23 protein-coding genes are annotated in these 23,293 nt (G+C 44.4%); 15 read left to right on the top strand and 8 right to left on the bottom strand.

The genetic code is table 11. From position 1 onward, the window contains the following. Nucleotides 1–124: 124 nt before the first annotated feature. Genes purC through dapA form a run of 3 tightly spaced genes read right to left on the bottom strand, consistent with a single transcriptional unit; the run spans nt 125 to nt 2,852 of the window. On the bottom strand, nt 125–838 hold the full coding sequence (gene purC, locus AC27HD_RS01815; RefSeq protein WP_487103409.1) for a phosphoribosylaminoimidazolesuccinocarboxamide synthase: 714 nt from the start codon (nt 836–838) through the stop codon (nt 125–127). Nucleotides 839–850: 12 nt separating this feature from the next. Continuing rightward, the gene (gene bamC / locus AC27HD_RS01810) at nt 851–1,954 is read right to left on the bottom strand and encodes an NlpB/DapX family lipoprotein (RefSeq protein ID WP_487103407.1); all 1,104 of its coding nucleotides are present in this window, start codon (nt 1,952–1,954) and stop codon (nt 851–853) included. A gap of 13 nt (nt 1,955–1,967) precedes the next feature. Continuing rightward, nucleotides 1,968–2,852 carry a 4-hydroxy-tetrahydrodipicolinate synthase gene (gene dapA, locus AC27HD_RS01805; RefSeq protein WP_487103405.1) on the bottom strand — a complete coding sequence of 295 codons (885 nt, stop codon included), beginning with the start codon at nt 2,850–2,852 and terminating at the stop codon, nt 1,968–1,970. Between the two features lie 178 nt (nt 2,853–3,030). Here dapA and AC27HD_RS01800 point away from each other — a divergent pair, with 178 nt between their 5' ends. After that, the gene (locus tag AC27HD_RS01800) at nt 3,031–3,588 is read left to right on the top strand and encodes a glycine cleavage system transcriptional repressor (RefSeq protein ID WP_487103403.1); all 558 of its coding nucleotides are present in this window, start codon (nt 3,031–3,033) and stop codon (nt 3,586–3,588) included. Next, nucleotides 3,566–4,033: a thioredoxin-dependent thiol peroxidase gene (gene bcp / locus AC27HD_RS01795; protein WP_487103401.1), complete on the top strand. Its 468-nt coding sequence runs from the start codon at nt 3,566–3,568 to the stop codon at nt 4,031–4,033. The genes AC27HD_RS01800 and bcp overlap by 23 nt, the downstream gene beginning before the upstream one ends. Nucleotides 4,034–4,169: 136 nt before the next feature. On the opposite strand, the gene AC27HD_RS01790 is transcribed toward bcp, so the two are convergent. Beyond that, nucleotides 4,170–5,243, bottom strand: a complete 1,074-nt coding sequence (locus AC27HD_RS01790) for an AI-2E family transporter (RefSeq protein WP_032096452.1) — start codon at nt 5,241–5,243, stop codon at nt 4,170–4,172. Between the two features lie 478 nt (nt 5,244–5,721). Here AC27HD_RS01790 and bepA point away from each other — a divergent pair, with 478 nt between their 5' ends. After that, nucleotides 5,722–7,185 (top strand): beta-barrel assembly-enhancing protease, encoded by a 1,464-nt coding sequence (gene bepA, locus AC27HD_RS01785; RefSeq protein ID WP_487103399.1) that lies wholly within the window; start codon nt 5,722–5,724, stop codon nt 7,183–7,185. Between the two features lie 8 nt (nt 7,186–7,193). Here the strand turns inward: bepA and AC27HD_RS01780 are convergent, their stop codons facing one another. Beyond that, nucleotides 7,194–7,856, bottom strand: coding sequence for a TlpA family protein disulfide reductase (locus tag AC27HD_RS01780; protein WP_487103397.1), 663 nt, complete (start codon nt 7,854–7,856; stop codon nt 7,194–7,196). A gap of 85 nt (nt 7,857–7,941) precedes the next feature. Here AC27HD_RS01780 and arsC point away from each other — a divergent pair, with 85 nt between their 5' ends. Genes arsC through AC27HD_RS01765 form a run of 3 tightly spaced genes read left to right on the top strand, consistent with a single transcriptional unit; the run spans nt 7,942 to nt 9,348 of the window. Next, nucleotides 7,942–8,295 (top strand): arsenate reductase (glutaredoxin), encoded by a 354-nt coding sequence (gene arsC / locus AC27HD_RS01775; protein WP_487103395.1) that lies wholly within the window; start codon nt 7,942–7,944, stop codon nt 8,293–8,295. Next, a complete protein-coding gene (gene wrbA / locus AC27HD_RS01770) occupies nt 8,295–8,927 on the top strand; it encodes an NAD(P)H:quinone oxidoreductase (protein WP_487103393.1) in 633 nt (210 codons plus the stop codon). Before arsC ends, wrbA begins: the two co-directional genes overlap by 1 nt. Before the next feature lies 1 nt (nt 8,928). Continuing rightward, nucleotides 8,929–9,348 carry a DUF2069 domain-containing protein gene (locus AC27HD_RS01765; RefSeq protein ID WP_163106421.1) on the top strand — a complete coding sequence of 140 codons (420 nt, stop codon included), beginning with the start codon at nt 8,929–8,931 and terminating at the stop codon, nt 9,346–9,348. A 166-nt stretch (nt 9,349–9,514) separates the two neighbouring features. Here the strand turns inward: AC27HD_RS01765 and hda are convergent, their stop codons facing one another. Together hda and AC27HD_RS01755 are read right to left on the bottom strand one after the other, a co-directional pair. Next, entirely contained in the window at nt 9,515–10,252 is a 738-nt protein-coding gene (gene hda / locus AC27HD_RS01760) for a DnaA regulatory inactivator Hda (RefSeq protein WP_487103391.1), read from the bottom strand. A 6-nt stretch (nt 10,253–10,258) separates the two neighbouring features. Next, on the bottom strand, nt 10,259–11,617 hold the full coding sequence (locus tag AC27HD_RS01755; RefSeq protein ID WP_487103389.1) for a DUF2066 domain-containing protein: 1,359 nt from the start codon (nt 11,615–11,617) through the stop codon (nt 10,259–10,261). A 427-nt stretch (nt 11,618–12,044) separates the two neighbouring features. On the opposite strand from AC27HD_RS01755, the gene purM reads away from it, so the two are divergent. The 4 genes from purM (at nt 12,045) to fadE (ending at nt 17,370) form a co-directional block, all read left to right on the top strand. Continuing rightward, nucleotides 12,045–13,088, top strand: a complete 1,044-nt coding sequence (gene purM / locus AC27HD_RS01750) for a phosphoribosylformylglycinamidine cyclo-ligase (RefSeq protein WP_032096458.1) — start codon at nt 12,045–12,047, stop codon at nt 13,086–13,088. Beyond that, the gene (purN, locus tag AC27HD_RS01745) at nt 13,085–13,735 is read left to right on the top strand and encodes a phosphoribosylglycinamide formyltransferase (RefSeq protein WP_420932915.1); all 651 of its coding nucleotides are present in this window, start codon (nt 13,085–13,087) and stop codon (nt 13,733–13,735) included. Before purM ends, purN begins: the two co-directional genes overlap by 4 nt. Then, nucleotides 13,695–14,447 (top strand): DUF3108 domain-containing protein, encoded by a 753-nt coding sequence (locus AC27HD_RS01740; RefSeq protein ID WP_487103387.1) that lies wholly within the window; start codon nt 13,695–13,697, stop codon nt 14,445–14,447. Before purN ends, AC27HD_RS01740 begins: the two co-directional genes overlap by 41 nt. Nucleotides 14,448–14,907: 460 nt before the next feature. After that, nucleotides 14,908–17,370: an acyl-CoA dehydrogenase FadE gene (fadE, locus tag AC27HD_RS01735; RefSeq protein WP_032096461.1), complete on the top strand. Its 2,463-nt coding sequence runs from the start codon at nt 14,908–14,910 to the stop codon at nt 17,368–17,370. Between the two features lie 278 nt (nt 17,371–17,648). Here fadE and AC27HD_RS01730 read toward each other — a convergent pair whose 3' ends face one another. Next, nucleotides 17,649–18,284: a response regulator transcription factor gene (locus tag AC27HD_RS01730; RefSeq protein WP_487103384.1), complete on the bottom strand. Its 636-nt coding sequence runs from the start codon at nt 18,282–18,284 to the stop codon at nt 17,649–17,651. 173 nt (nt 18,285–18,457) lie between these two features. Between AC27HD_RS01730 and cmoA the strand changes: the two genes are divergently transcribed. From cmoA to AC27HD_RS01705, 5 genes are all read left to right on the top strand, one after another. Next, nucleotides 18,458–19,189: a carboxy-S-adenosyl-L-methionine synthase CmoA gene (gene cmoA / locus AC27HD_RS01725; protein ID WP_349378493.1), complete on the top strand. Its 732-nt coding sequence runs from the start codon at nt 18,458–18,460 to the stop codon at nt 19,187–19,189. 107 nt (nt 19,190–19,296) lie between these two features. Beyond that, entirely contained in the window at nt 19,297–20,280 is a 984-nt protein-coding gene (cmoB, locus tag AC27HD_RS01720; protein ID WP_487103382.1) for a tRNA 5-methoxyuridine(34)/uridine 5-oxyacetic acid(34) synthase CmoB, read from the top strand. Between the two features lie 95 nt (nt 20,281–20,375). Further along, nucleotides 20,376–21,245, top strand: coding sequence for a kinase (locus AC27HD_RS01715; RefSeq protein WP_487103380.1), 870 nt, complete (start codon nt 20,376–20,378; stop codon nt 21,243–21,245). Beyond that, nucleotides 21,245–22,054: an HAD-IIB family hydrolase gene (locus AC27HD_RS01710; protein WP_487103379.1), complete on the top strand. Its 810-nt coding sequence runs from the start codon at nt 21,245–21,247 to the stop codon at nt 22,052–22,054. Before AC27HD_RS01715 ends, AC27HD_RS01710 begins: the two co-directional genes overlap by 1 nt. Before the next feature lie 12 nt (nt 22,055–22,066). Then, nucleotides 22,067–23,293 (top strand): glycosyltransferase family protein, encoded by a 1,227-nt coding sequence (locus tag AC27HD_RS01705; RefSeq protein ID WP_032096467.1) that lies wholly within the window; start codon nt 22,067–22,069, stop codon nt 23,291–23,293.

Genomic DNA, 23,293 nt, shown 5'->3' with positions numbered 1-23,293 from the left:
AAGGCAATCTCAGTGAATGCCTATTCATTAATTACTCGCGCCACAGACACTACTCTTATCGCCATTTAAAACAAAAAGAGGACCATAACAGGTCCTCTTTGCTAAAACGTATGACGATGGGTTATTACAACGATAATCCCAAACGTTCGGCCACTTCGATGTAGGTTTCTACTACCGAGCCTAAGCCTTGTCTGAATCTGTCTTTATCCATTTTCTTGCGGGTCTCTTTGTCCCACAAACGACAGCCATCAGGAGTAAATTCATCACCCAAGACGATCTTACCGTCGCTGTCCACACCAAACTCGAGTTTGTAATCTACTAACAGCATGCCAGCGTCATCGAACAATGCCTTAAGGACGTTGTTAACTTTGAATGTGAGAGCTTTCATTTCACTAATCTGCGACTCTGTAGCCCAGCCAAAAGAAATGATATGAAAGTCATTTACCATTGGGTCATGGAGCGCATCATCTTTAAGGAAAAACTCAAAAATGGGTGGGTTAAGCGTTTGGCCTTCGTCAACACCAAGTCGGCGCACAAGAGAGCCCGCTGAGAGGTTTCTCACGACACATTCAACCGGGATCATATCAAGCTTTTTCACCAGCGATTCAGTGTCAGATACAAGGGCCTCTACCTGCGTAGCAATGCCAGCATCCTCAAGCTTATTCATAATGAAATGATTAAACTTGTTGTTCACCTCGCCTTTGCGGTCAAGCTGCTCAATTTTTTCACCGTCAAACGCTGATGTATCGTTTCGAAAGTGCAATATCAGCTTTTCGCTGTCATCGGTGTAATAAACCGTTTTTGCTTTACCACGGTAAAGCTCGTCGCGTTTTTCCATTCTCAGTCTCAGTTATATATCAAGATTATCTTCTGACATGACCTCAGCAAATGCATCGTAAAGGTCGGAAACCTGATTGGCTTCAAACGGGGTACTCTCATTATCCATAAAGGTTACAGACGTTCTCGAGTCACCTGCTTTTGCCACTTTCAAACGATAATCACCCTTTTCGAGTAACTTATCATCGCTTGAAAATAAATCATTCCACCAGTCGCCCTCTGGACCGCTATAGGTTACAAACAGAAGACCGTTAGATTTGTCTAAGTCTTTGACGTTAAAACCAAGTTTGCGCAATACAAGCAACATACGTGGCCACACAATATCGTATTGAGATTCAACCACGTAAGCAGGCTCGCCATCGGCGTTAAAGCCCATCTCGGTTTGAATACCCTTGCGAATGCGCGCTATACGACGGGTCTGTTCTAAGCGAATTTGATATTCGTAATGGCCAACCACTTGGTTAAGAACACTCACTTCTTCACGGCGTTCATCTAACTCAGTCACCTGTGCTGTAACGTCATTACCGATAGACTTCATATAGTCTTTTAGGTCTACGCTAAGTGCAGCACTTCGCCCGTGTGGTTTAACGCTCAGGTTAAACTCGAACCGACGGCCGATTTCGCTCTCGTCATCAACAATGCTATACCACGGCCCATCTACATCTTCCTTCACTACCATCCAGTCGGTGATAAGTACACGCGCCTCAGGGTCGAATGAATCAACACCGATGCCGTTCTCATCAAGATAGCTCAGTAATGAATTCCAGATCGCTTCACTTAATGGTTGGCTGTCATCAACTTGGTCAAACCAAATCGTAGCGGTATTGGTTCCCTCTTCAACGTGAGAGCCCGTCACTAGCGGTAGAACCAACGCAGGTGATTGCACTGGCAATGTTTGACCTACTAGCTCTTCGTTAGCACCCTCGCCTAGTTCAGGAAGCGCAAACTCACGAGAAAAAGCCGGTTTGTCTAAATCGGATGGTATTTTGAGTTCTTCTTGTTTTTCTGTTTCTAGATATTTGTAACTGCCTGACGCAGTCTTTCTATCTATTTGGCTTGTACAACCCGCAAGTGCAACAATTGCCACTGAACTTGCTATAGCCAGCGTTTTATTCATCTGTGTTCCTTAATTAACCAGAAATCAATGCGTATTTTTGTAATAGTTCTTCGATACGTTTTTGGCTTGATAGTTCCGGCAATACCATTGGTAAACGCATAACTGCGCTTTCCATCATGCCCATTTTGTATAATGCCCACTTAGGCATAACAGGGTTTGGCTCGATAAACAGTTCGCTATGAAGCAGTTCAATTGTTTTATCAATGTCACGGCATTTATCGAAATCTTTATTAAGCGCAGCCTCACACATTTGTGAAATAGCCTTGGGTGTAATGTTAGCGGTTACGGAAATGACGCCGTGCCCACCTTCACACATAAATTGACTGCTCGTGCCATCATCACCACTTAAAATGACAAAATCTGAAGGTACTAACGGCAGAGTTTCTTTTAAGCGAGATATATCGCCTGTGGCATCTTTCAAGCCCACAATATTTTTGTGTACGGCAAGTTCAGCGACAGTTTCAGGCAACATATCGGCAACCGTTCTGCCTGGCACATTATAGAGAATAACGGGCTGTTCGCTCGCATCGGCAATCGCATTAAAATGCGCCACCATTCCCCTTTGTTGAGGTTTGTTGTAATACGGGACTACACTTAAGAAGCCGTCAACACCGGCTGAGCCAAGTTGTTCAGTAAGAAAAATAGCCTCCGCGGTGGAGTTTGCTCCGCTTCCAGCAATAATGGGGATAGCACCAGACGCCATCGCTACCGTTTCTTTAACCACATTTACGTGTTCGTCAAAGGGAAGTGTCGCTGATTCACCGGTTGTTCCTACTGAAACAATCCCGTGGGTTCCTTGTTCTATATGAAACTTAATCAGTTTCTCTAAAGACTTATAATCTATATCGCCATTTTCGAACATGGGTGTGACGAGTGCGACGTAACTACCAGTAAACATAATCTCTCCGCAAAATGTGAGCGCACATGTTAATTATCTCAGTGCGCAAACACAAGCGGTTGCGCGGGTAAATAGACAAGAATTTGACAATAACTTATGCAATGACGCCAAAAAGGCACTAACTTAACAAAAAACTCTATGCTAACATCCCGCCATTGCTAGGTTTAAAGTGAATTTGATGTCTAAACACCAACTAATCGTTACACTTTTAGGTACAGATAAGAGCGGCATTCTAAGCGAAATAGCCACCGCAGTTTCGCAGGCCCAATGCAATATTCTCGATAGTCGACAAGCAGTCTATGGAAGAGAGTTTTCTCTCACCATGATTATTGAAGGAAGCCAAAGCGCCATCACAAAGGCTGAGTGCACCTTGCCCGCAGTTATACAACGTCTAGATTTGTTATCGATGATGAAGCGGACAAGTCACCACGAAAAACAAAATCTCGCTAACCTACTCAATGTTGAATTTAGTGGCCAAGACGCGGCGGGACTCATTCAGTCGGTCACTGGCTTTTTTGCCGATCGCGATGCCATCATTAGTGCGTTTAGGCAGCGAACGTACCAAAAGTCAGACCATAACGTTATGCAGTGTAAATTTGTGGTGTCTATTCCCACATCAGAAAGCTTTGAACAACTAGAATCTGATCTAATGACCCTATTTGCTACGTTAAATGTGACGGGCAAAGTGGTAGACAAACAGAAAAAGGATCCTAATGAAAACACTACAAGCTGGTGACAAAGCACCACAGTTCTCTCTTTTAGACCAAAACGGCGAAACGGTGTCTTTGACTGACTTCGCAGGTAAAAAGGTCTTAGTTTATTTTTATCCAAAAGCGATGACGCCTGGATGCACTGTACAGGCTCAAGGGCTTCGTGATGTCCAAAGCGAACTTAACGCGAAAAACGTTGTGGTATTGGGTATTAGCCCTGATGCAGTAAAACGCTTGCCGAAGTTTATTGAGAAAGAGAGTCTTAACTTCACCTTATTATCAGACGAGGATCACGCTGTGGCAGATGATTTTGGTGTGTGGGGTCTTAAGAAGTTTATGGGTAAAGAATACGACGGCATACACAGGTTAACGTTTTTAATTAATGAAGAAGGTACAGTTGAACACGTCTTCAATAAATTCAAAACGAAGGACCACCATATCGTGGTACTAGACTATTTAAACAATGGCTAATTGCTTGTTGCAATAGCCTGTAGCGTAAAACAAAAAGGTATGCGGCGAATTTAAAACGCGCCCGTATCGAATGTTAAATCGCTAAAACGAAGAAGCCCCTCGATGGAGGGGCTTTTTTTGTACCAGTGCTTCTCTGTTATGCGACTTCTGGCGTCTCTTTCACGGGGTTACTCGACCACGCGGTGATCACTGCCTTGACTAGTGTTGCAAGTGGAATCGCAAAAAACACGCCCCAGAACCCCCACAAACCACCAAATACCAAAACAGCAATAATGATGTACAGGGGGTGCAAACTCACTGCTTCTGAGAACAAGAGTGGCACCAGTAGATTGCCATCTAAACCTTGTATCACGCCGTAAGCTAGCATGAGATACCAAAACTCAGGGCTAATGCCCCACTGAAACATAGCAACAATAGCAACCGGTATGGTAACCACAGCAGCGCCGATGTAAGGAATTAACACAGAAAGCCCCACAAGAACGCCTAACAAGATAGCGTAACGCAAATCCATTAGAACAAACGTGGCGCAGCTAATTACACCTACGATGACAATCTCAATGACCTTACCTCGAATATAATTGGCAATTTGAGAGTTCATTTCGTGACCCACCTGGGTAATTAATCGTCTCTCCTTTGGAAGCAATCTAGAAATGCTGTCTAAAAAGAACATTTTGTCTTTCAACATGAAAAATATCATTAAGGGCACAAGTACCATGTAAACCAGTAGTGCAGCCACATTAGCAATATTGCTAAACGACACAGAAATAAGCGTTTCTCCCACTTCAACCAGCTTGTCGTTTAACCCTTCCATCATTTGATGAATTTGGTAGACCTGAACATAATCGGGGTATTTGTCTGGTAATGTTAAAATCCACTCTTGGGCTTTTTGCCAGATAAGTGGCGTCTCCTGGATAAGGTTAACGCTTTGTTTAGAAATAATAGGTACAAGGCCAATTAGCGTAAGAATAGTGATTGTAATAAATCCAAGAAGGACAACGCCGCATGCTATTCCCCTTCCTACTCCCAACTTTATTAATCTGGTCACAGGCCAGTCGAGAAGATACGCGATAACCGCCGCCACCAAAACAGGCATGATCAATTCGCCCCACAGCAATAGAACCGCGGTGCTAAGTAAAATTAAAATAAGCAGCATTGCTGCATCGGGATCGGAAAATTTGCGTCGGTACCATCGACCAAACACGCTAATCATATCAATATCCAGAAAATACAAAGAATAGGACACGCATCATAGTTTATCAGATGGCGAGTTAGCAATAAGTAGTAGATAAGAATCTTTCTAAATCAAACTGGTATGACATTACGTGCGTATAAAAACAGTAGGTAGAAATGCTACGCGTTAAGAAAACGTTGAAGCTGGACGGTTATTGAGCAACTTGTTGTGTATTGCACAGTTTAAAGCTTTTTTCTAAAAGGTCCTTCCAGCAAAGCTGATATGCCGGCTTTGAAACGCCGGGCTTTGATATGCCGGGCTTTGATATGCCGGGCTATGATATGACGGGCTATGATAATCAGCTAAACATGCGCGCTGTGCACATGTAGCAATAATGTAAAGCATGGTGCACAATGATAGCGGCAACTATTAGTGAAATATTCGAAGAAAAATGAAACTGTTTAACCACTTATGGTTCTAACAAAACAGTAAACAACATTGGTACACTTGTAGGTTCATGAGAAAAAAATTATCTGCGCCGTTTATTATTCTTTCTTGCGCTCTTATCCTCAGCTTATCTGCTGTTGCCCAAGATATGAAATACAGCAATAAAAATACGTTACCCGAGATAGGAGTGGTAGCGTCAGACGCCATTTCTCTTGATAAAGAGATGATCATTGGCGACGCTGTCATGCGTCAAATGCGCGGCCAAAGTCCAATCATCGCCGATCCTGTATTAGATGAATATTTGCAGGATTTAGGCAATCGCCTTGTTGTGCATGCAGACAATGCCAAATTCCCCTTCCAATTTTTTTGGGTTAATAACGATGCCATTAACGCGTTCGCTTTCTTTGGCGGTCATATTGGTGTTCATGCTGGACTGATGCGACGAGCAGACAATGAGAGTGAACTAGCCTCGGTGCTTGCTCATGAAATCTCTCACGTTACCCAGCGCCACATTGCGCGAAGAATGCAAGCACAAAAGCGAGCTTCCCCATTGGCCCTTGCCTCACTGATAGGCGGCGTGCTTATCGCAATTGCGAACCCTCAAGCGGGCATGGCAGCGATGCAGGCAGGTTCGGCAGCCTCAGCCCAGTTGCAGATAGATTACACAAGGTCTAACGAGCAAGAAGCCGACCGAATTGGTATCGCCATGCTTGCCAGAGCGGGGTTTGACCCAAAAGGTGCGGCGAGCTTTTTCTCAACCATGGCAGAAGAATACAGAATGGTTTCACGACCGCCAGCTAGGTTATTAACTCATCCCTTAACTGAAACCCGTATTGCTGACGCTAGAAACCGCGCTAATGACTACCCAAGACGCTATTTGCCTATTAACAAACAGTTTGAATTAGCAAAGGCGCGAATAAAGTCACGCTACTCTTTCGATGCAGATTATTCACTAGAATATTACCAGGCCGCCGTTGACCAACAGGCACAGCGAAGCAGAGAAGCCTCTTTGTATGGACTCACTCTGGCTTATATGCGAAACGAAGAGAACAAGAAAGCCCAGAAGATATTAGACGAGCTTTTGGAAAAAGATCCAACCAACCTTTTCTATCTCGATGCAGCAACGGACATATATATCGCCCTTGGCGAACCTTTAAAAGCGGTAGAAATGCTCAAGCCTCACGTTACGCATAACCCGCGTAACCAAGTATTGGCGCTGAATCAAGCGAATGCGCTTATCAGTGCCCAAGAATATGACGAGGCTATTATACTGCTTAAAGACTTCTTGCTAGTGAAAAAAGATTATCAGGTAGCGTATCAAATGATGAGCGAGGCATATCAAAAAGCGAAACGCTTCTCTCAGATGCATCAAAGTAAAGCGGAAGTGTATGCGCTTTACGGGGCCTACAATAGAGCGGTAGATGAACTGCAATATGCCTACAATTTTGCCGGCGATAATCACTTACAAAAGCAACGCATACGAGCTCGCATTAAGCAGTTTAGAGATCAAGAGGACCGATTAGAGCGGCTTTAATTACTAACTTATGCAGCTTTATTAGCCGCAGTCTTCAACTGTTGAATTAGCACTCGCAGCTCTTGCTCTGACACTTCACCCATAATGGTATCGACTACTTTTCCCTCTGGGCCTACTATGAATGTTGCTGGCAGATACGGTGGTTTTTCCATAGGAAGCACTGTGTTTTCAGATGCAAAAATAATAGGCACTTCAATGGTGTATTTATTTGCCATTTCAGTAATTTGTGTGGATGTTTGCCTGTCGTAGTTTATCGCAAAAAGTAACGTGTCCTCTGGCAGGTTTTGACTGAACGCGTTTAACTCGGGCATTTCACGTAAGCACGGCGCACACCAGGGGGCAAAGTAGTTAATTACGGTCCACTGCCCTTGTAATTCGCTCCATTGGTAGCCTTGGCCATTAACTGTTTCGAAATCACTGTGCTGCGACTGATAGGTGAAGATACCAGCACCAAGCGCCAGTAGCGTTACCGCAACGAAGGCAAATGCTTTTATGCCGTGCGCTGTTGTTTGAATTGGCTTAAATTTGTTGGCCATACGTATTTTCCGTAAGTTCATCGTAAATATGGGTGTGAGCAATATGCTTTCGTTTTTAATTCTTCGGCGCTTTTCAGAGCCTACAGGCACTGTTAACTGTTTAAAGTAGTACGAAACCTGAATGGCGTTCAACATTTTTCGCCTTCTCACTGATTATTGCTTGAAAACAAAAATCAAAAGCGCAATAGTCTGCGCAAAATATCATAGTAAGGCTTTATTCATGACTCAAGTCACTATCATCCACAATCCGCGCTGCTCTAAAAGCAGACAAACCTTGGCATTGTTAGAAGAAAATGGCATTACGCCCAACGTTATCAATTATTTGAAAACCCCGCTGAGCCTTGATGAAATCAAATCAATATTTAAAAAACTTAACGTTGAATCGGTTCGCCACATGATGCGTACCAAGGAAGCAGAATACAAAGAAGCAAAATTGATGGATGCGGACGTCGATGACCATGCTTTATTGCAGGCAATGGTTACTACACCTAAATTAATTGAGCGCCCTATTGTGATAAACGGAGACCACGCTCGTATTGGTCGCCCACCTGAAAATGTATTGGAAATAGTATAGTGAAACCCGTTCTTGTTCTTTACTACAGTCGCCATGGAAGCACCAAGCGTCTGGCCGACGCCATTGCACAAGGCATAACTTCCACCGATGTTCCCGTTATTGTCCGTACTGTGCCTGGCTTAAAAGTTGAGGAGCAAGGCGAGGATGGTAGCGCTGTAATTGCGACCGGTGAATCTGAACTGGATGTGCCTGTGGTGTCATTGCAAGAGTTAGAAAATTGCAGCGCCCTTGCACTGGGAAGCCCTACCCGTTTTGGCAATATGGCAGCGCCGATGAAACACTTTTTAGACACAACCAGTAATTTGTGGCTCAAAGGCTCGCTCATAGACAAACCGGCCTGCGTATTTACCTCATCCTCTTCCATGCATGGTGGTCAGGAGTCTACGCTACTTTCCATGATGATCCCGCTTTTACACCATGGCATGGTGCTATGTGGTTTGCCCTACAGTGAGCCTGAGCTTCATACCACCACAACCGGCGGTAGTCCTTACGGCGTTTCCCACGTGGCGCATTCCAACCTAAAAAATTCAAATCAATTGAGCGACGACGAGAGGTCACTGTGTATGGCACAAGGCAAACGCTTGGCTTCATTTGCTCAACAACTTTATACACCTACACATTCGGAGAATTAGAATGGCATCTGATACGCGCTTTTTTCGCTATTTAGCGCTCGTAAGCCACACCTTACTTATAATATGGCTTACGTTATGGCAATTTACCTTCACCAAGGTACACACCTACTCGCCTACGTTTATTGTGTTAATTTATCTGTTGCCCTTACTGTTGCCTTACCGCGGCGTATTGAAAGGCAAACCATATACTCATGCATGGGCGAACTTTGTCGTGCTGTTTTACCTTATTCACGCTTGCACTGTTGTGTATGCAGTGCCCGCTGAGCGCTGGTATGGCGTTGTTGAGTTAGTGCTTTGCACCACTATGTTTGTTGGTTGTGCAGCATTTGCAAGAAAACGAGGTCGCGAACTTGGTTTGGGTATAAAAAAACTGAAAGAAGAAATGCAGGAAGAAAAAGAGTATTTCGAGCAACAGAAATAGTTTATTTACGTAGAGCGAGTTTGCTTAATAAATGCAGAGCGGCGTTCCAACGCACATCCTCGGTGTGCGAGCGGGTGCGTTTTGGTGTCGGTATTCGTTTTAGTGCGCTAAGCATGCAACGATGGAAACGCTGCTCAACAGAAATGGCTTCTTCCATTAAACGGTATTATTGAATACCAAGCTCTCGTTTTACCATGGCCACCGACAATCGCTTTTGCTCCTGCAAAGAGCGTGTGTCTAGGCGCCCAAGCAGCGTCATTAAACTTTTCAAATCTCGTTCACTGTGATGAAGAAGAAAATTCAGGGCCTGGTTAGATAACTTTAGCCCTCTTTCTAGTGCTCTAAGTCGAACCGCCCTTTCTCTGCCATCATCCCCAAGTGGATTGATGTGATAGATAACGCCCCACGCTAAGCGCGAACGTAAATCAGGCAGAGAGAATGCGGGGTTTGAAGGGCCTAAATGACTGGTACACAGCACCAGGGTGTCTTGGGTCTCCACCACTCTATTGAGTAGATCAAATAAGGCTTCTTCCCATTCTGCATCTCCCGCAATGGCGTGAACGTTGTCTAGAGCAATAAGCGATAAGTTTTCGAGACCATCGAAGATATCATGAGACCACGCCTGATAATCGTTGAGATTTAAGTACAGATGATTCACTTGTTTGTTTGCCAGCTGGTGACACGCTGCAAATAACAAGTGACTTTTCCCGGCACTGCTTGCACCCAATAAGGTAACAAGAGGAAGTTTGAGAGATACGAGTTGCCCCAATGACGATGAGTGACGCCAACTGGGTAACGCATGAACAATATCAGTTAACAAAGTGACTATTTCTTCATTACCATCACCCACGAAACTATCGAAGTTCTCATCAATGGGCAGCGTCACGGGTAAAGGTAATTGCATAAATAGTTAGTTATTCCAATAGAAACTGAAACCTTCTACAGGCTGGCCGTAGGCATCAGTTACAGGTCTGAGTTTTGCTTCGAGGCCAACCGTATTCATAAGGTCTTCTGTCGTACCAATAAGCGTAATGGAGAACGTTGCGACTGTACCTCGCTGAGCCTTAAGAGATGCACTTTCAACTACGCTTAGCGTGGTAAGGTAGCGACTTACAGCGGCATAACTTTCAATGGTTCCAACGTTCGCAATAGATATCTCAAGCACTTCACGGTTCGCCTTATCAATGCCAACGACGGCATATTGTGATGATAGGTAGTCCGCGTAGGCATCCATCAGTGCGTTACCAAGTTCAGCGGGTGAATCAGCATAAATACTGCCGTAACTCACGCTCTCTTTACTGATAAAAACCCAATCAAGCCCGAAATCACCTTCTTCAGACTGCTTGGCATACGCTTTAAATTCGTCCATCGTAAAGGGTTTGATCTTTGGTTTAACTTCTTTCACACCTGGCTCACTCATTCCGTCGGCGGTGCCGGTGTAAGCGTTATTGTCACTATCGGTGTCGGTGTAAGTTTCGCCTGTCTGGTCAGACATTTGTTCAAATTGCGTACTTGCCTTGCCATTTGAATTGCTGTTTGAATTAAGGCCCGCATTCGGCTCAGCGTTGGGTAGGTCCGGAATAAAGGACGAATCGTTTTTATAAACTCGAGCGGCGATAATGTTGTCTACGCTGTATCTGCGAGAAGCCTCTCGCACGGGCTCAACAAAACGGCCCCACACATCGTAAGTGGTAATGTTGACGTTATCCGTTAAATCCATAAGAGGAAGGCTTAACGGTAACCCCCTTTCTTGTGCGGTGGTTCTCAGCGCTTCTGCGATTGGAAAATCTAAAGACTCGTCAATAATAAGCTTATTTTCTTTATCGTCTTGCACCGCTAGCCATATTAGCGTCTCTGGCCTTCTGTCGCCCCACAGGGGCAACATTTCACGTTGTAGAATCTCACCTACTTTAGTGCTGTCAAATTCAGCAACATAATAAGTTTTGCTACCTTCATAGGAATAGCGATAAGACCGAAGCAAAGACTGAGGTGAAGATAGTGCGGCTTTTACGCCGGGATTACTGAGGGATTCAGTAGACCCAGACATCTTTAAAAACACCTCTCGCAATGCCTGTTTGGCAGCTTTTTGTTGAGCGCGAGAGCTTTGATCTTCGACAAGGATCTTCGCTTCATTCACCACTATTCGCTGGGTAGCGCTTGCGACGAACGAAGTGCAGACGAGAGTAAAAACGACTGCACACGTCAGTAGTAAAGAATGATACGGTTTCATCAAATTATTCGTTCCGGCGAGTGAGAATGCCCTACTCATTGTCAATGTTAATGCTCCATCTTTGCTGTATTTTTGTCTTAACAGTTTGCTATCAAATTCTTGCTCACAAATCCTTGCTCACAATTCAGTTATTAACAACTGTGCTGCCAACGCCCTGATGTTCAAGTGTGTATCAACACGTTGGTTATAAACACGCGTTGATACTGGTTATAAACAAGCGTTGATACTAATGACTAAATACATGCCAATATCCATAAAAAAATAGTGATAACGTGTCAGCGGTACGTCCATTCTCTTTTATATTGGGTTTTATTTCATCCTTAAACCAACAAATATTTTAATCGCCTGCTAGGGCGTGAAGAGGATAATCCGAAAAAAGGCCATAAAATCACCGCTACAAATTGGACTTGTCTCAACTAACTGGTAGAATCCGCGGTTTTCTACCTCTTAGTTCCAGGGCCCAACCGTGAGCGAAAATAAAACCTCTTTAAGCTACAAAGACGCAGGCGTAGATATTGACGCAGGAAATCAACTTGTAGAGCGCATCAAATCAGTCACTAAAAAAACCCACCGACCTGAAGTAAAAGGTAATTTAGGTGGTTTTGGCGCGTTATGTGAGTTACCTACTAAATACAAAAAACCACTGCTTGTTTCTGGAACCGATGGCGTAGGTACTAAGCTTCGCGTGGCTATGGACGCGAATCGCCATGATGGCGTAGGTATCGACCTAGTAGCCATGTGTGTTAACGACCTCATTGTTCAAGGCGCAGAGCCGCTGTTCTTCCTTGATTATTACGCCACAGGCAAGTTAGATATAGATGTTGCAGCGTCGGTAGTGACTGGTATTGGCGCAGGCTGTGAACTAGCAGGCTGTGCACTTATTGGTGGTGAAACCGCCGAAATGCCTGGAATGTATCACGGCGGCGACTACGATATTGCTGGATTCTGTGTGGGTGTTGTTGAAGCAGAAAACGTCATTGACGGAACTACCGTTAAGCCAGGGCAAAAGTTGATAGCCTTAGGCTCATCAGGCCCCCACTCTAACGGGTACTCGTTAGTGCGTAAAATTATAGAGGTGAGTGAAGCCGACGTTGATGCCGAGTTAAACGGCAAGCCTATTATCGATCACCTTCTTGAGCCCACACGCATCTATGTTAAGTCTGTGCTTACCCTGTTAGAGCAAATTAAAGTGAGTGCAATCTCCCATATTACCGGTGGCGGTTTCTGGGAAAATATTCCTCGCGTACTTCCTGACGATGCAAAAGTGGTTATTGACGAAAGCACTTGGGAATGGCCAGAGATTTTTTCTTGGTTACAAACTCAAGGTAATGTCACCCGCCATGAAATGTATCGCACCTTTAACTGCGGCGTTGGTTTGGTTATCGTTGTTGACGAAGGCGATGTTGAGAGCTCACTAGAAATACTAAACAGTCAGGGTGAAAATGCATGGCTTATTGGTACTATCGAAGCAAAAGATAGCGACGGTGAACAAGTAGAGATAAACGGGTGAGCAGCACTGTGACAAAACTCTGCGTACTCATTTCAGGTAACGGTAGTAATTTGCAGGCGATTATCGATGCAATTGCTGCCGGCCGACTCAATGCCGTAGTAAGCGGCGTTATCAGTAACCGTCCAAATGCTTATGGATTAGAGCGAGCAGCAGATGCCGGTATTGACGCCATCTGTCTTGACCACACCGACTTTGACGACAGAGCCTCCTACGACGCCGCTTTAAGAGCGCAGATTGAGGCCTTCGGTGCAGATTGTGTGGTACTTGCAGGTTTCATGCGAATACTCACCCCCGAATTTGTTGATGCATTCGCTGGAAAATTAGTGAACATTCATCCATCATTGTTGCCTAAGTATAAAGGTTTACATACACATCAGCGTGCTATCGATAACGGTGACGAGGAACACGGGGTTAGTGTTCACTTTGTGACACCAGAACTCGACGGCGGCCCTGTTATTATTCAATGCAGAGTGCCAGTGTTTGAAGATGACGTTGCAAGCGACTTAGCTGAGCGTGTGCAGGAGCAAGAGAGGCGTATTTACCCTCTTGTTCTGAGCTGGTTTAGCGCAGGCAGGTTATCGATGCGAGACAATAAGGCTATCTTAGATGAGCAAGAGCTTCCAGAAACAGGTTATGCGAACGAGTAATGCGCGAGCAAAAAACGTATTAGCGACGCTATTTATTTCATTGAGTGCGGTATCAGCGAATGCATTCGCTGATACCTCGCTGACTATTGAGCCTTATAAAGCCACCTACACAGCATATAAGTGGGGTGACGATGTGGGTCAAGCCTCCATCGAGCTCTCCCAATTAGGCGAAGAAAAATACTCGCTTATTTATACGTCTAAAGTATCCAAGTTTTTCCTTTCTGATAAACGCAGTGAACATTCAATATTTCTAATTCAGGGCGATAATATCGTACCATCTGAGTATTATTATAGTCGTTCGGGTACCGGTTCAGATAAATCATTAGAAGTGTCTTTCAGTCATCAGGGTAACGGTAAAATAACCATTGATAATGGCAATGCTTTTGAATGGGATGGAGAGTTTGATAATCAAATTTACCGTTTAGATTTAGCCAAACAACTGGCTAAAGGTGAAACATCTCTGACTTACGACTTTATTAATTATCGTGGCCAACGTCGTCAATACGGCGTTGAGGTTGTGGACAACGAAACGTTGAAATTACCCTACGGCGATTTAAAGACAGTGAAAGTGAAATTAATCCGAGATTCTAAAAAGCGCGAAACCTTTGCTTGGTTTGCACCTTCATTGAACTATGCCCTGGTTAGATTACAACAATTTAAAGAAGGCGAAGAACAAGGCGATATTAAATTAAAGGCATTTGAAACGCTTTAGCTCATCGCTTCACAAGAGGCCATGCTTTATCAAATTTACTTTGGCAAACGGGCTTTAGTGAATGGGCCCTGAATGAGCTTTTTAGCTGACCTCTTTTTCCTCTAAAGGCCGCTATCTGCGGCCTTTTTCAATCATTACGCCCTTATTATCGTAAATTGGACATTAGCAAAGGGGCATAATTAAAGGCGGCATGTCCCTATCGTCGCTATGGGTTTTGATCTGAATTTTTCAGTAACCGCTATACTTTAAGTAACCGCCTATTATTTACGCCGTGATTAGTAGATTATTCATGTAAAAATCTTGATCTTTCGGCCATTAAATAATACGTTTAGGGCATGCTGGTCTGACCTCAAAATTCAGTTTAAAGAACATGGATTAGGCAACTAAACACGAGTAAGCCGAGCTCCATCGTTCAAAATGTCAGACAAGTGTATTATTCAAGGCCTTTCAGGAGTGATGTATGGCAGATTTTATATGGTTTTTACTGGTCGTTGTGACACTAGCAGTTGCTAGCTATCAGCGCACTAGCTTGGTAACAGCAGTTGCCATGGGTGCAGGCGTCATGGTTTTAGGCACCTTTTTTGGTGACATTGGCCTTATAGGCTGGGTAGTGTATTTAGCACTCACACTCCCTTTCACGCTGTCGAATATTAGACAACAGCACATATCGAAGAAATTATTGGCATTCTATCGCAAGGTAATGCCTGAAATGTCGAGTACTGAACAAGAGGCTATTGATGCCGGTACTGTCTGGTGGGATGGCGATATATTCAGTGGCAAGCCAGATTGGGACAAGCTACACCGCATCCCTAAAGGCCGTTTAACCGCAGAAGAACAGGCGTTCTTAGACGGACCATGTGAAGAAGTATGCTCTATGGTGGACGAATGGCAAATCAACCACAAAGACGCCGATCTGCCTCCTGAAATTTGGCAGTTCCTTAAAGATCATAAATTCTTCGCTATGATCATTAAAAAGGAATATGGCGGTTTAGATTTCTCAGCATTTGCTCAATCTCGTGTTTTACAGAAACTGGCAGGTGTTAGTGCTGTCCTTTCAAGTACGGTAGGTGTGCCTAACTCATTAGGTCCAGGTGAGCTGCTACAGCACTATGGTACTAAAGAGCAACAAGACCATTATTTACCAAGACTTGCAGCTGGTGACGAAATTCCATGTTTCGCGCTAACGGGTCCAGAAGCGGGCTCAGATGCGGGCGCAATTCCAGACGTTGGTATAGTGTGTAAGGGCGAGTTTAACGGTGAAGAAGTGTTGGGCATGCGTCTTACGTTTAGTAAGCGTTATATCACCCTCGCACCAGTTGCTACGGTTATTGGCCTTGCATTTAAACTGAAAGATCCAGACGGCTTACTTGGCGATAATGCCGATCCAGGCATTACTTGTGCGCTTATTCCTCGTGATACGAAGGGATTAGAAATTGGTCGTCGTCACTTCCCACTTAATACGCCATTTCAAAATGGTCCGGTGAAGGGCAACGATATTTTCGTCCCTATTGACTACATCATCGGTGGGCCTTCAATGGCTGGGCGCGGATGGCGTATGCTGATGGAATGCTTGTCTGTTGGTCGTTGTATTACCCTACCTTCTTCTGCCGCGGGTGGTGCTAAATCAGTATCACTCGCTACGGGTGCTTACGCGCGAATTCGTCGCCAGTTCCGTATGCCAGTTGGTCATATGGAAGGTGTTGAAGAGATGCTAGCACGCATTGGTGGTAATGCTTACCTGATGGATGGCGTAACCCGCTTTTCTACGGTGGGTGTAGACCTAGGCGAGAAGCCTTCTGTTATCTCAGCGATATGTAAATACCATTTGACGGAAAAAATGCGTCAAGTCATGGACGATTCCATGGACGTTCATGGCGGTAAAGGCGTTATGCTTGGTCCCAATAACTACTTAGGTCGTGGATACCAAGGTGTTCCCATTTCAATCACGGTTGAGGGCGCAAATATTCTTACCCGCAACATGATGATATTCGGCCAAGGCGCAATGCGCTGTCATCCATTTGTGTTGAAAGAACTACAAGCTGCTGCAATTGAAGATAAGAAAGACGCACTTGTTGCTTTCGACAAAGCCGTATTTGGTCACATTGGTTTTGCGGTAGCAAATACTGTTCGCAGTATTTGGTTCTCGCTAACGAATGGAGCATTCAGCAGTGCCCCATTTACCGACGAAACAGCACGCTATTACAAACTAATGCAAGGTTACAGTGCAAACTTAGCGCTACTAACCGACGTGTCTATGGGTGTACTTGGTGGCGATCTTAAACGTCGCGAACGTTTGTCTGCTCGTTTGGGCGACATTCTAAGCGGTATCTATATGGGTAGCACAACGCTGAAGCGCTTCGATGAAGACGGTCGTTTAAAAGAAGACCTTCCTCTTCTACATTGGGCAATGCAAAACACATTGCACGATATAGAAACGGCTATCGAAGACTTCCTTGCTAACTTCCCTAACCGAGCTATTGCAGTAGCGTTACGCGTGATGGTGCTTCCTGTGGGACGTCGTGTTGGTAAGCCATCAGATAAGACTGAACATGCGATTGCTAAAATGCTTCAGACGCCCTCATCAGCACGTAGCCGTCTAGGTTATGGTCAATACCTAAGCCGTGAAGACGGCAGCCTGTTTGGCGACCTTGAGCAAACCCTTGATGATGTGTTGCTAAGTGAGCCTGTGTTTGACCGCATTTGTAAACATAAGAAAGCAAAACTTCCATTTACTCGTTTGGACGTGTTAGCAGATGAAGCGTTAGCTGAAGGTATTATCGATAAAGCTGAGGCCGAGTTACTGCACAAAACGGAAGCCGGAAGACTTCGCACTATTAACGTTGACGACTTTGACCATGAAGAACTTGTGGCCAAGATAAATTCAACAAGTGCCGCGAAGAAACGAAGCGGCAAGGCTGCCTAGCCTATTGCTTTAGCTATTGCTTTAGCTATTGCTTTAGGTATTTCGTTTTAAAAACAAGGCCGCTACTGCAGCGGCCTTTTTTATCTCTGAGTTTTAATGTCTGTCCCTTTACTTAAAACATAACGTTTTAAGCATAAAGCGAGAGGCATAAAAAAACCGAACGTAAAGTTCGGTCCTTTTTAAATTGCTTCGCTAGTGGGCTCACGCCAAATTGGCTTTGTTCTCATTTTACTTTAAGCACCAGCCGCGCGCTTTTAGCTCAAGTGTTAGCTTTAATATTAGCTAAGCTGGAGTTTATCCATTAATAACACCGCTTGAGTACGAGTATTAATCTCTAACTTGCGAAGTATTGCACTTATGTGCGCCTTAATAGTGGCTTCAGTGACGTTCATCTCATGAGCGATTTGCTTATTCATAAGACCTGCACGCAAGTATGAGAGTACTTGAATTTGCTTAGGCGTTAATTCTCTGAATCTTTGCAGCAATACTTTAAGCTCATCATCCACTTTTTCAAGTTGCTCACCTACGCCAGCAGGTAGCCACTTTTTGCCAGCAATCATATCGACAATAGCTTGCGCAATTTCTCGTGTTGCAGATACTTTAGGAATAAAGCCCTGAGCACCGAGACTCATAACTTGAGCAACAACTTCAACACCGTCGCTACCAGAAATGACGCCAACTGGGATATTCGGATATTGCTCTCTCAGCGTAATTAACCCATTGAAGTATTCGCCACCAGGCATATTCAAATCGAGAAGTACAAGCTTGATATCTTCATATTCGCTAAGTCTGTCTTGGGCAGTCTCTAGGCTTTCCGCTTCGACGATTTGAGCATTTTCGAAATAAGGGGTAAGCGCACCACTCAATGCTTCTCGAAACAACGGATGATCGTCTGCAATTAAGATTCTAGTCATTAACGTACTACGTCCTTTTTATAATATGGGTATAGATTAATACTTTAGGCTAGTTACTAAAACCCCTTAACCGCAAAAAACCTGTAAATTCAGTATATATTTTACGTTTTGGTTTGGCATTTCCGTTTCAAACGGTAAAATTGAGCGTCCAGATTCAAAACCAAGAGAAATACGTGAAGAAACACGACAACATTTTTGCCGCCCCGCTGAACAAAGTCACCGACTTTAAATTTGATGAGTCAGTGGTTGATGTGTTTCCAGATATGATTCAACGCTCGGTGCCGGGCTATGAATCTATTATTCATGCCATTGGTGAACTTGCTGCAATGAAAGTAACCGATGGTAGCCGAGTTTATGACTTGGGCTGCTCTCTTGGCGCTGCAAGTTTATCGGTGGCAAGAGCAACAGAAAAGAAGTCCTGTGAAATTATCGGCATTGATAGCTCTGAGGCAATGGTTGACCGCTGCAAGCGGATTGTACAAACCTTTTCATTGCCAAACCCTGTTAGGGTTGAACAAGGAATGGCCCAGGACATTCAGATAGATAATGCATCTATGGTGATAATGAACTTCACTTTGCAATTTATTCCCCCTGCGGATAGGGAGAGTCTGCTTAAACGAATTTTTGACGGCTTGAATCCTGGGGGCATATTGGTTTTATCTGAAAAAATTCGCCACCCTTCAGTGGCTGGAAATGAGCTTTTAATCGACTTACATCATCAATTCAAGCGCAATAATGGCTATAGCGAGTTAGAAGTCAGTCAAAAACGTGCCTCGCTAGAAAAGGTCATGTTAACCGATACGTATGCAGAGCATGAGCAAAGGCTCAGCAATGCTGGTTTTGATGAAGTAGTGATGTGGTTTAAGTGCTACAACTTCACCTCTATTGTTGCCCTTAAGCGATAGGTTTAGAACCTCGAGTTACTTTTATCACTTTATCGGCACCCATCATTTCTTTTAGCTACACATGGCGTTATTGACGTTTTATACACTAAGAGCACAACGAGAACACAATGAGCAAATTAGCGCAGACATGGTTTAACGACTGCTATAAATCTCTGTTAGATAGCCCTCTTTCAGCGTGGCTTCAAACACTTCCTTCACAGCTCAACACATGGCAGCAACACAATAAGCACGGTGAGTTCGATAAATGGTGTCGACTTCTCGCCAAGTTACCGCAAACAGCGCCTAGCACTGTTGAATTAAGCACCAGCGTAACCGTAGGCGCTGCTGCTGACATAAATGAATATACTCAAAAACAAATTAGCGGGTTAATGAAGCAATTTATGCCATGGCGTAAAGGCCCTTTCTATCTGCACGACATTCACATCGATACAGAGTGGCGCTCAGATTGGAAATGGGATCGCGTAGTACCTCATATTGCGCCGCTTAAAAACAGACAAGTGCTAGACGTAGGCTGTGGCAGTGGCTATCACATGTGGAGAATGCTGGGCGAAGACGCATCCGGTGTCTACGGTATCGACCCCACACAGCTGTTTTTAATTCAGTTTCAAGCCATTAAGCACTTTATTGGACAACGAAATATTCATTTCCTGCCCCTGGGCATTGAAGACATGCAGCCACTTAAGGCATTCGACACCGTGTTTTCAATGGGAGTCCTCTATCACCGTAAAGATCCTTTGCAGTTTCTTACCCAGTTGAAAGATCAGTTGCGCAAGGGTGGCGAGTTAGTGCTTGAAACCCTTGTTGTTGATGGTGATGAAACCACTGTGCTAATGGCTGGCGAGCGTTACGCACAAATGCGTAATGTTTGGTTTCTTCCCAGCGCAAAGGCGCTGATGGTGTGGTTAGAGCGTCTCGGATTTGAAAATATACGCGTGGTTGATATTAACCACACTACCCTTGATGAGCAGCGTGCAACAGAATGGATGGAGTCCCAGTCGTTGAAAGATTTTCTCAACCCAGAAGATATTACGCGCACCATTGAAGGCTACCCTGCACCACAAAGAGCCGTTATCGTCGCTAACAAGAAGTAATTGAGCTCATCTTGAAATTAATCGCTTTGTTGGCATAGATGTTGTAACCCTAATCAGCTATGGAGTGCTAATTCTGTATTGATTAGGGTGACAACATGGATATACATGGCTTTTTAACAGCCCATCATCTGCCAAGTAGCTACGCAGACACTGCACAAATGTGGTTCATCCCACTCTGTGAACAGTTACTAAAGCACCAAAAAAGTGCAAAACAACCATTCATTGTGGGCATTAATGGTTGCCAAGGCTCTGGAAAATCTACACTCACTAGTTTTATAGAAACCTTTTTAAAATCTGAGCACGACATGCGTGTGGTCTCTCTTTCCATCGATGATTTTTATCTCGACAAAGACCACCGAAACGCTCTTGCCATAAAGGTACACCCGCTATTGAAGACCCGCGGCGTACCTGGAACCCACAACATACCATTGGCTCTCAACACGTTTTCTATGCTTGAAAAGGGCGAACGAACGCAGCTCCCACGGTTTGACAAATCCACAGATAACCCCTTCCCAACATCTCAGTGGCCGGTAATGGACGCTGTCCCTGATGTCATCATTTTAGAGGGCTGGTGCGTGGGCGTCTCGCCACAAGAATCGTCAGCGTTAACACTCCCTGTGAATGAGTTAGAAAGCGAGGAAGATTCACTGTGTACCTGGCGCTCTTTTGTTAACAGCGAACTAGGCAATCAATATCAAACACTTTTTAACAAGATAGATTATAGTGTAATGCTAGCGGCCCCCTCCTTTGACAGCGTCTTACATTGGCGTTTAGAACAAGAGCACAAGCTTGCCAAAACGTCTCAAGGTGAAAAAACTGGCGTAATGAACGATGATGAGGTTGCTCGTTTTATTGAACACTATCAGCGCCTTACTGAGCATGCACTCAGTACGCTTCCTCAGCAATGCGATACCGTATTCTATTTAGACGAACACAGAAACATCACACAACAGGATTTGAAGTAATGACAAAAACGCTTGTTTTCACCGATATGGATGGCACGCTGCTAGACCATCATACTTACTCTTTTGAGGCGGCGAAACCGGCTTTAACCGCATTGGACAAAAAGCAGATACCCGTTATTCCAACCACCAGCAAAACCTTTGCAGAACTTCAGCCTCTTAGAGAGAAAATAGATTTAACGGGCCCTTTTATCATTGAAAATGGCGCTGCCATTTTTATTCCACACGGTTTTTTTAAACAAAAGCCCGCCGGCACAGTGTGGGTGGACGGATATTGGTGTAAGGCGTTTATATCGAGCAAAAACCACTGGATTAAGCTGTTGGAAAAAATAAGCGGTGACTTTGAAGGCAGTTACAAACAATTTTCCAAAATGTCTATTGAAGAAATCCAAGACAGTACCGGATTAGATGAATATTCAGCCTCCCTTGCCGCGAAGCGTCAGTTTGGCGAGCCCATTTTGTGGCAAGGAAGCGATGACGATAAACGAAAATTTCTTAAAGCAGTATCGCACAGAGGTGCGTATCCTCTAGAAGGTGGACGATTTATCCACGTTTCCGGCAACTGCGATAAAGGCCAAGCGCTAACGTGGCTGGCAAAAGAATACCAAAGACAAAATGGGGTGTGCGTACAAACCGTAGCCCTTGGAGACGGAAATAACGATATTGCCATGCTAGAAGCGGCAGATGTCTCAATACGAATTTTATCACCGGTAAATCCTCCGCCAACAGTAAAAAAAGAAGAGGTATATACCAGCACCCTTAACGGTCCAGAAGGTTGGACTGAAATGCTTACTCAATTGCTATCTCTATAATCAGGAGCACACATGGCTGATTTTTATCAAAACGGTGTTATTACCACATTACACAACTTATCGCGCAGACCTACGGAAGATCTAGAGGCTGAGCTATTACAGTTCTCCAAAAAACGTCCCATGGCGTTAATTTTGCCCTCTTTGTTTTCTGAACTTGAAGGTGACGCATTACCTCATATTATTGGTGAGCTTACATCGGTTCCCTATTTGGCCGAAGTTGTTATCGGATTAGACAGAGCCAACGAAGAACAATATAAACACGCACTTAAATTTTTCGGTAAATTACCACAGCACCACCGGGTGTTATGGAACGATGGGCCGCGCCTAAAGGCCTTAGACGAAGAGTTACAAGCGCAGGGTTTAGCCCCAAAAGAAATGGGTAAAGGCAGAAACGTATGGTACTGCATGGGCTACATACTGGCTTCAAACCGCGCTGAATCTGTGGCGCTTCACGACTGCGATATTGTGACCTATGAAAAAGACTTACTTGCCAAGCTAATTTACCCTGTAGCGAATCCCAACTTTAACTACGAGTTCTGTAAAGGGTTTTACGCCCGAGTTGCCAACGGTAAAATTAACGGCAGAGTGTCTCGTCTGCTGGTAACGCCCTTACTGAGAGCACTAAAACGCATTATGGGCGACAATGAATACCTTGAGTTTATGGATAGCTTTCGTTATCCACTAGCGGGAGAGTTTTCATTCAGACGTGATGTGTTAAACGACATTCGCATTCCGAGCGACTGGGGACTGGAAATTGGTGTGTTGTCTGAGATGCATCGCAACTATTCTCATAACCGTCTATGCCAGGCAGACATCTGCGATATTTATGATCATAAGCATCAAGACTTATCATTAAATAATGATGAAGGCGGCTTATCAAAGATGTCTATCGACATCACTAAAGCCATTTTCAGAAAGTTAGCGACTCAGGGCTATACATTTAGCAACGAGATGTTCCGCTCAATTAAGGCGACGTATTTTAGGATTGCACTCGACTTTATCGAAACCTACCACAACGATGCGGTAATGAACGGTTTAACTCTAGACATTCACAGCGAAGAAAAAGCGGTAGAAATGTTTGCGAGCAATATCATGAAAGCGGGTCAAAACTTTCTAGAAAATCCGATGGAAACACCGTTTATCCCAAGTTGGAACCGAGTAACTAGTGCGGTACCTGACATTTTAGAACGCCTACTTGAAGCGGTTGAAGCAGACACCGCCGAATATATGGAGAAATAA

This window comes from Alteromonas sp. 4NS20-0143, from assembly GCF_057542855.1.
Note: the sequence above shows the minus strand (reverse complement) of the source record. Positions and strands in the feature narration are given on the sequence as shown.

Bases quoted from the DNA above. Each gene is read 5' to 3' on its own strand.
- arsC (WP_487103395.1), top strand. From the start codon at position 7,942: ATGACTCAAGTCACTATCATCCACAATCCGCGCTGCTCTAAAAGCAGA.
- AC27HD_RS01755 (WP_487103389.1), bottom strand. From the start codon at position 11,617: ATGAGTAGGGCATTCTCACTCGCCGGAACGAATAATTTGATGAAACCG.
- AC27HD_RS01800 (WP_487103403.1), top strand. From the start codon at position 3,031: ATGTCTAAACACCAACTAATCGTTACACTTTTAGGTACAGATAAGAGC.
- AC27HD_RS01710 (WP_487103379.1), top strand. From the start codon at position 21,245: ATGACAAAAACGCTTGTTTTCACCGATATGGATGGCACGCTGCTAGAC.
- AC27HD_RS01740 (WP_487103387.1), top strand. From the start codon at position 13,695: ATGAGCAAGAGCTTCCAGAAACAGGTTATGCGAACGAGTAATGCGCGA.
- AC27HD_RS01765 (WP_163106421.1), top strand. From the start codon at position 8,929: ATGGCATCTGATACGCGCTTTTTTCGCTATTTAGCGCTCGTAAGCCAC.
- fadE (WP_032096461.1), top strand. From the start codon at position 14,908: ATGGCAGATTTTATATGGTTTTTACTGGTCGTTGTGACACTAGCAGTT.
- cmoB (WP_487103382.1), top strand. From the start codon at position 19,297: ATGAGCAAATTAGCGCAGACATGGTTTAACGACTGCTATAAATCTCTG.
- AC27HD_RS01705 (WP_032096467.1), top strand. From the start codon at position 22,067: ATGGCTGATTTTTATCAAAACGGTGTTATTACCACATTACACAACTTA.
- AC27HD_RS01780 (WP_487103397.1), bottom strand. From the start codon at position 7,856: ATGTTGAACGCCATTCAGGTTTCGTACTACTTTAAACAGTTAACAGTG.
- hda (WP_487103391.1), bottom strand. From the start codon at position 10,252: ATGCAATTACCTTTACCCGTGACGCTGCCCATTGATGAGAACTTCGAT.
- dapA (WP_487103405.1), bottom strand. From the start codon at position 2,852: ATGTTTACTGGTAGTTACGTCGCACTCGTCACACCCATGTTCGAAAAT.
- purC (WP_487103409.1), bottom strand. From the start codon at position 838: ATGGAAAAACGCGACGAGCTTTACCGTGGTAAAGCAAAAACGGTTTAT.
- bepA (WP_487103399.1), top strand. From the start codon at position 5,722: ATGAGAAAAAAATTATCTGCGCCGTTTATTATTCTTTCTTGCGCTCTT.
- AC27HD_RS01730 (WP_487103384.1), bottom strand. From the start codon at position 18,284: ATGACTAGAATCTTAATTGCAGACGATCATCCGTTGTTTCGAGAAGCA.
- bamC (WP_487103407.1), bottom strand. From the start codon at position 1,954: ATGAATAAAACGCTGGCTATAGCAAGTTCAGTGGCAATTGTTGCACTT.
- bcp (WP_487103401.1), top strand. From the start codon at position 3,566: ATGAAAACACTACAAGCTGGTGACAAAGCACCACAGTTCTCTCTTTTA.
- AC27HD_RS01715 (WP_487103380.1), top strand. From the start codon at position 20,376: ATGGATATACATGGCTTTTTAACAGCCCATCATCTGCCAAGTAGCTAC.
- AC27HD_RS01790 (WP_032096452.1), bottom strand. From the start codon at position 5,243: ATGATTAGCGTGTTTGGTCGATGGTACCGACGCAAATTTTCCGATCCC.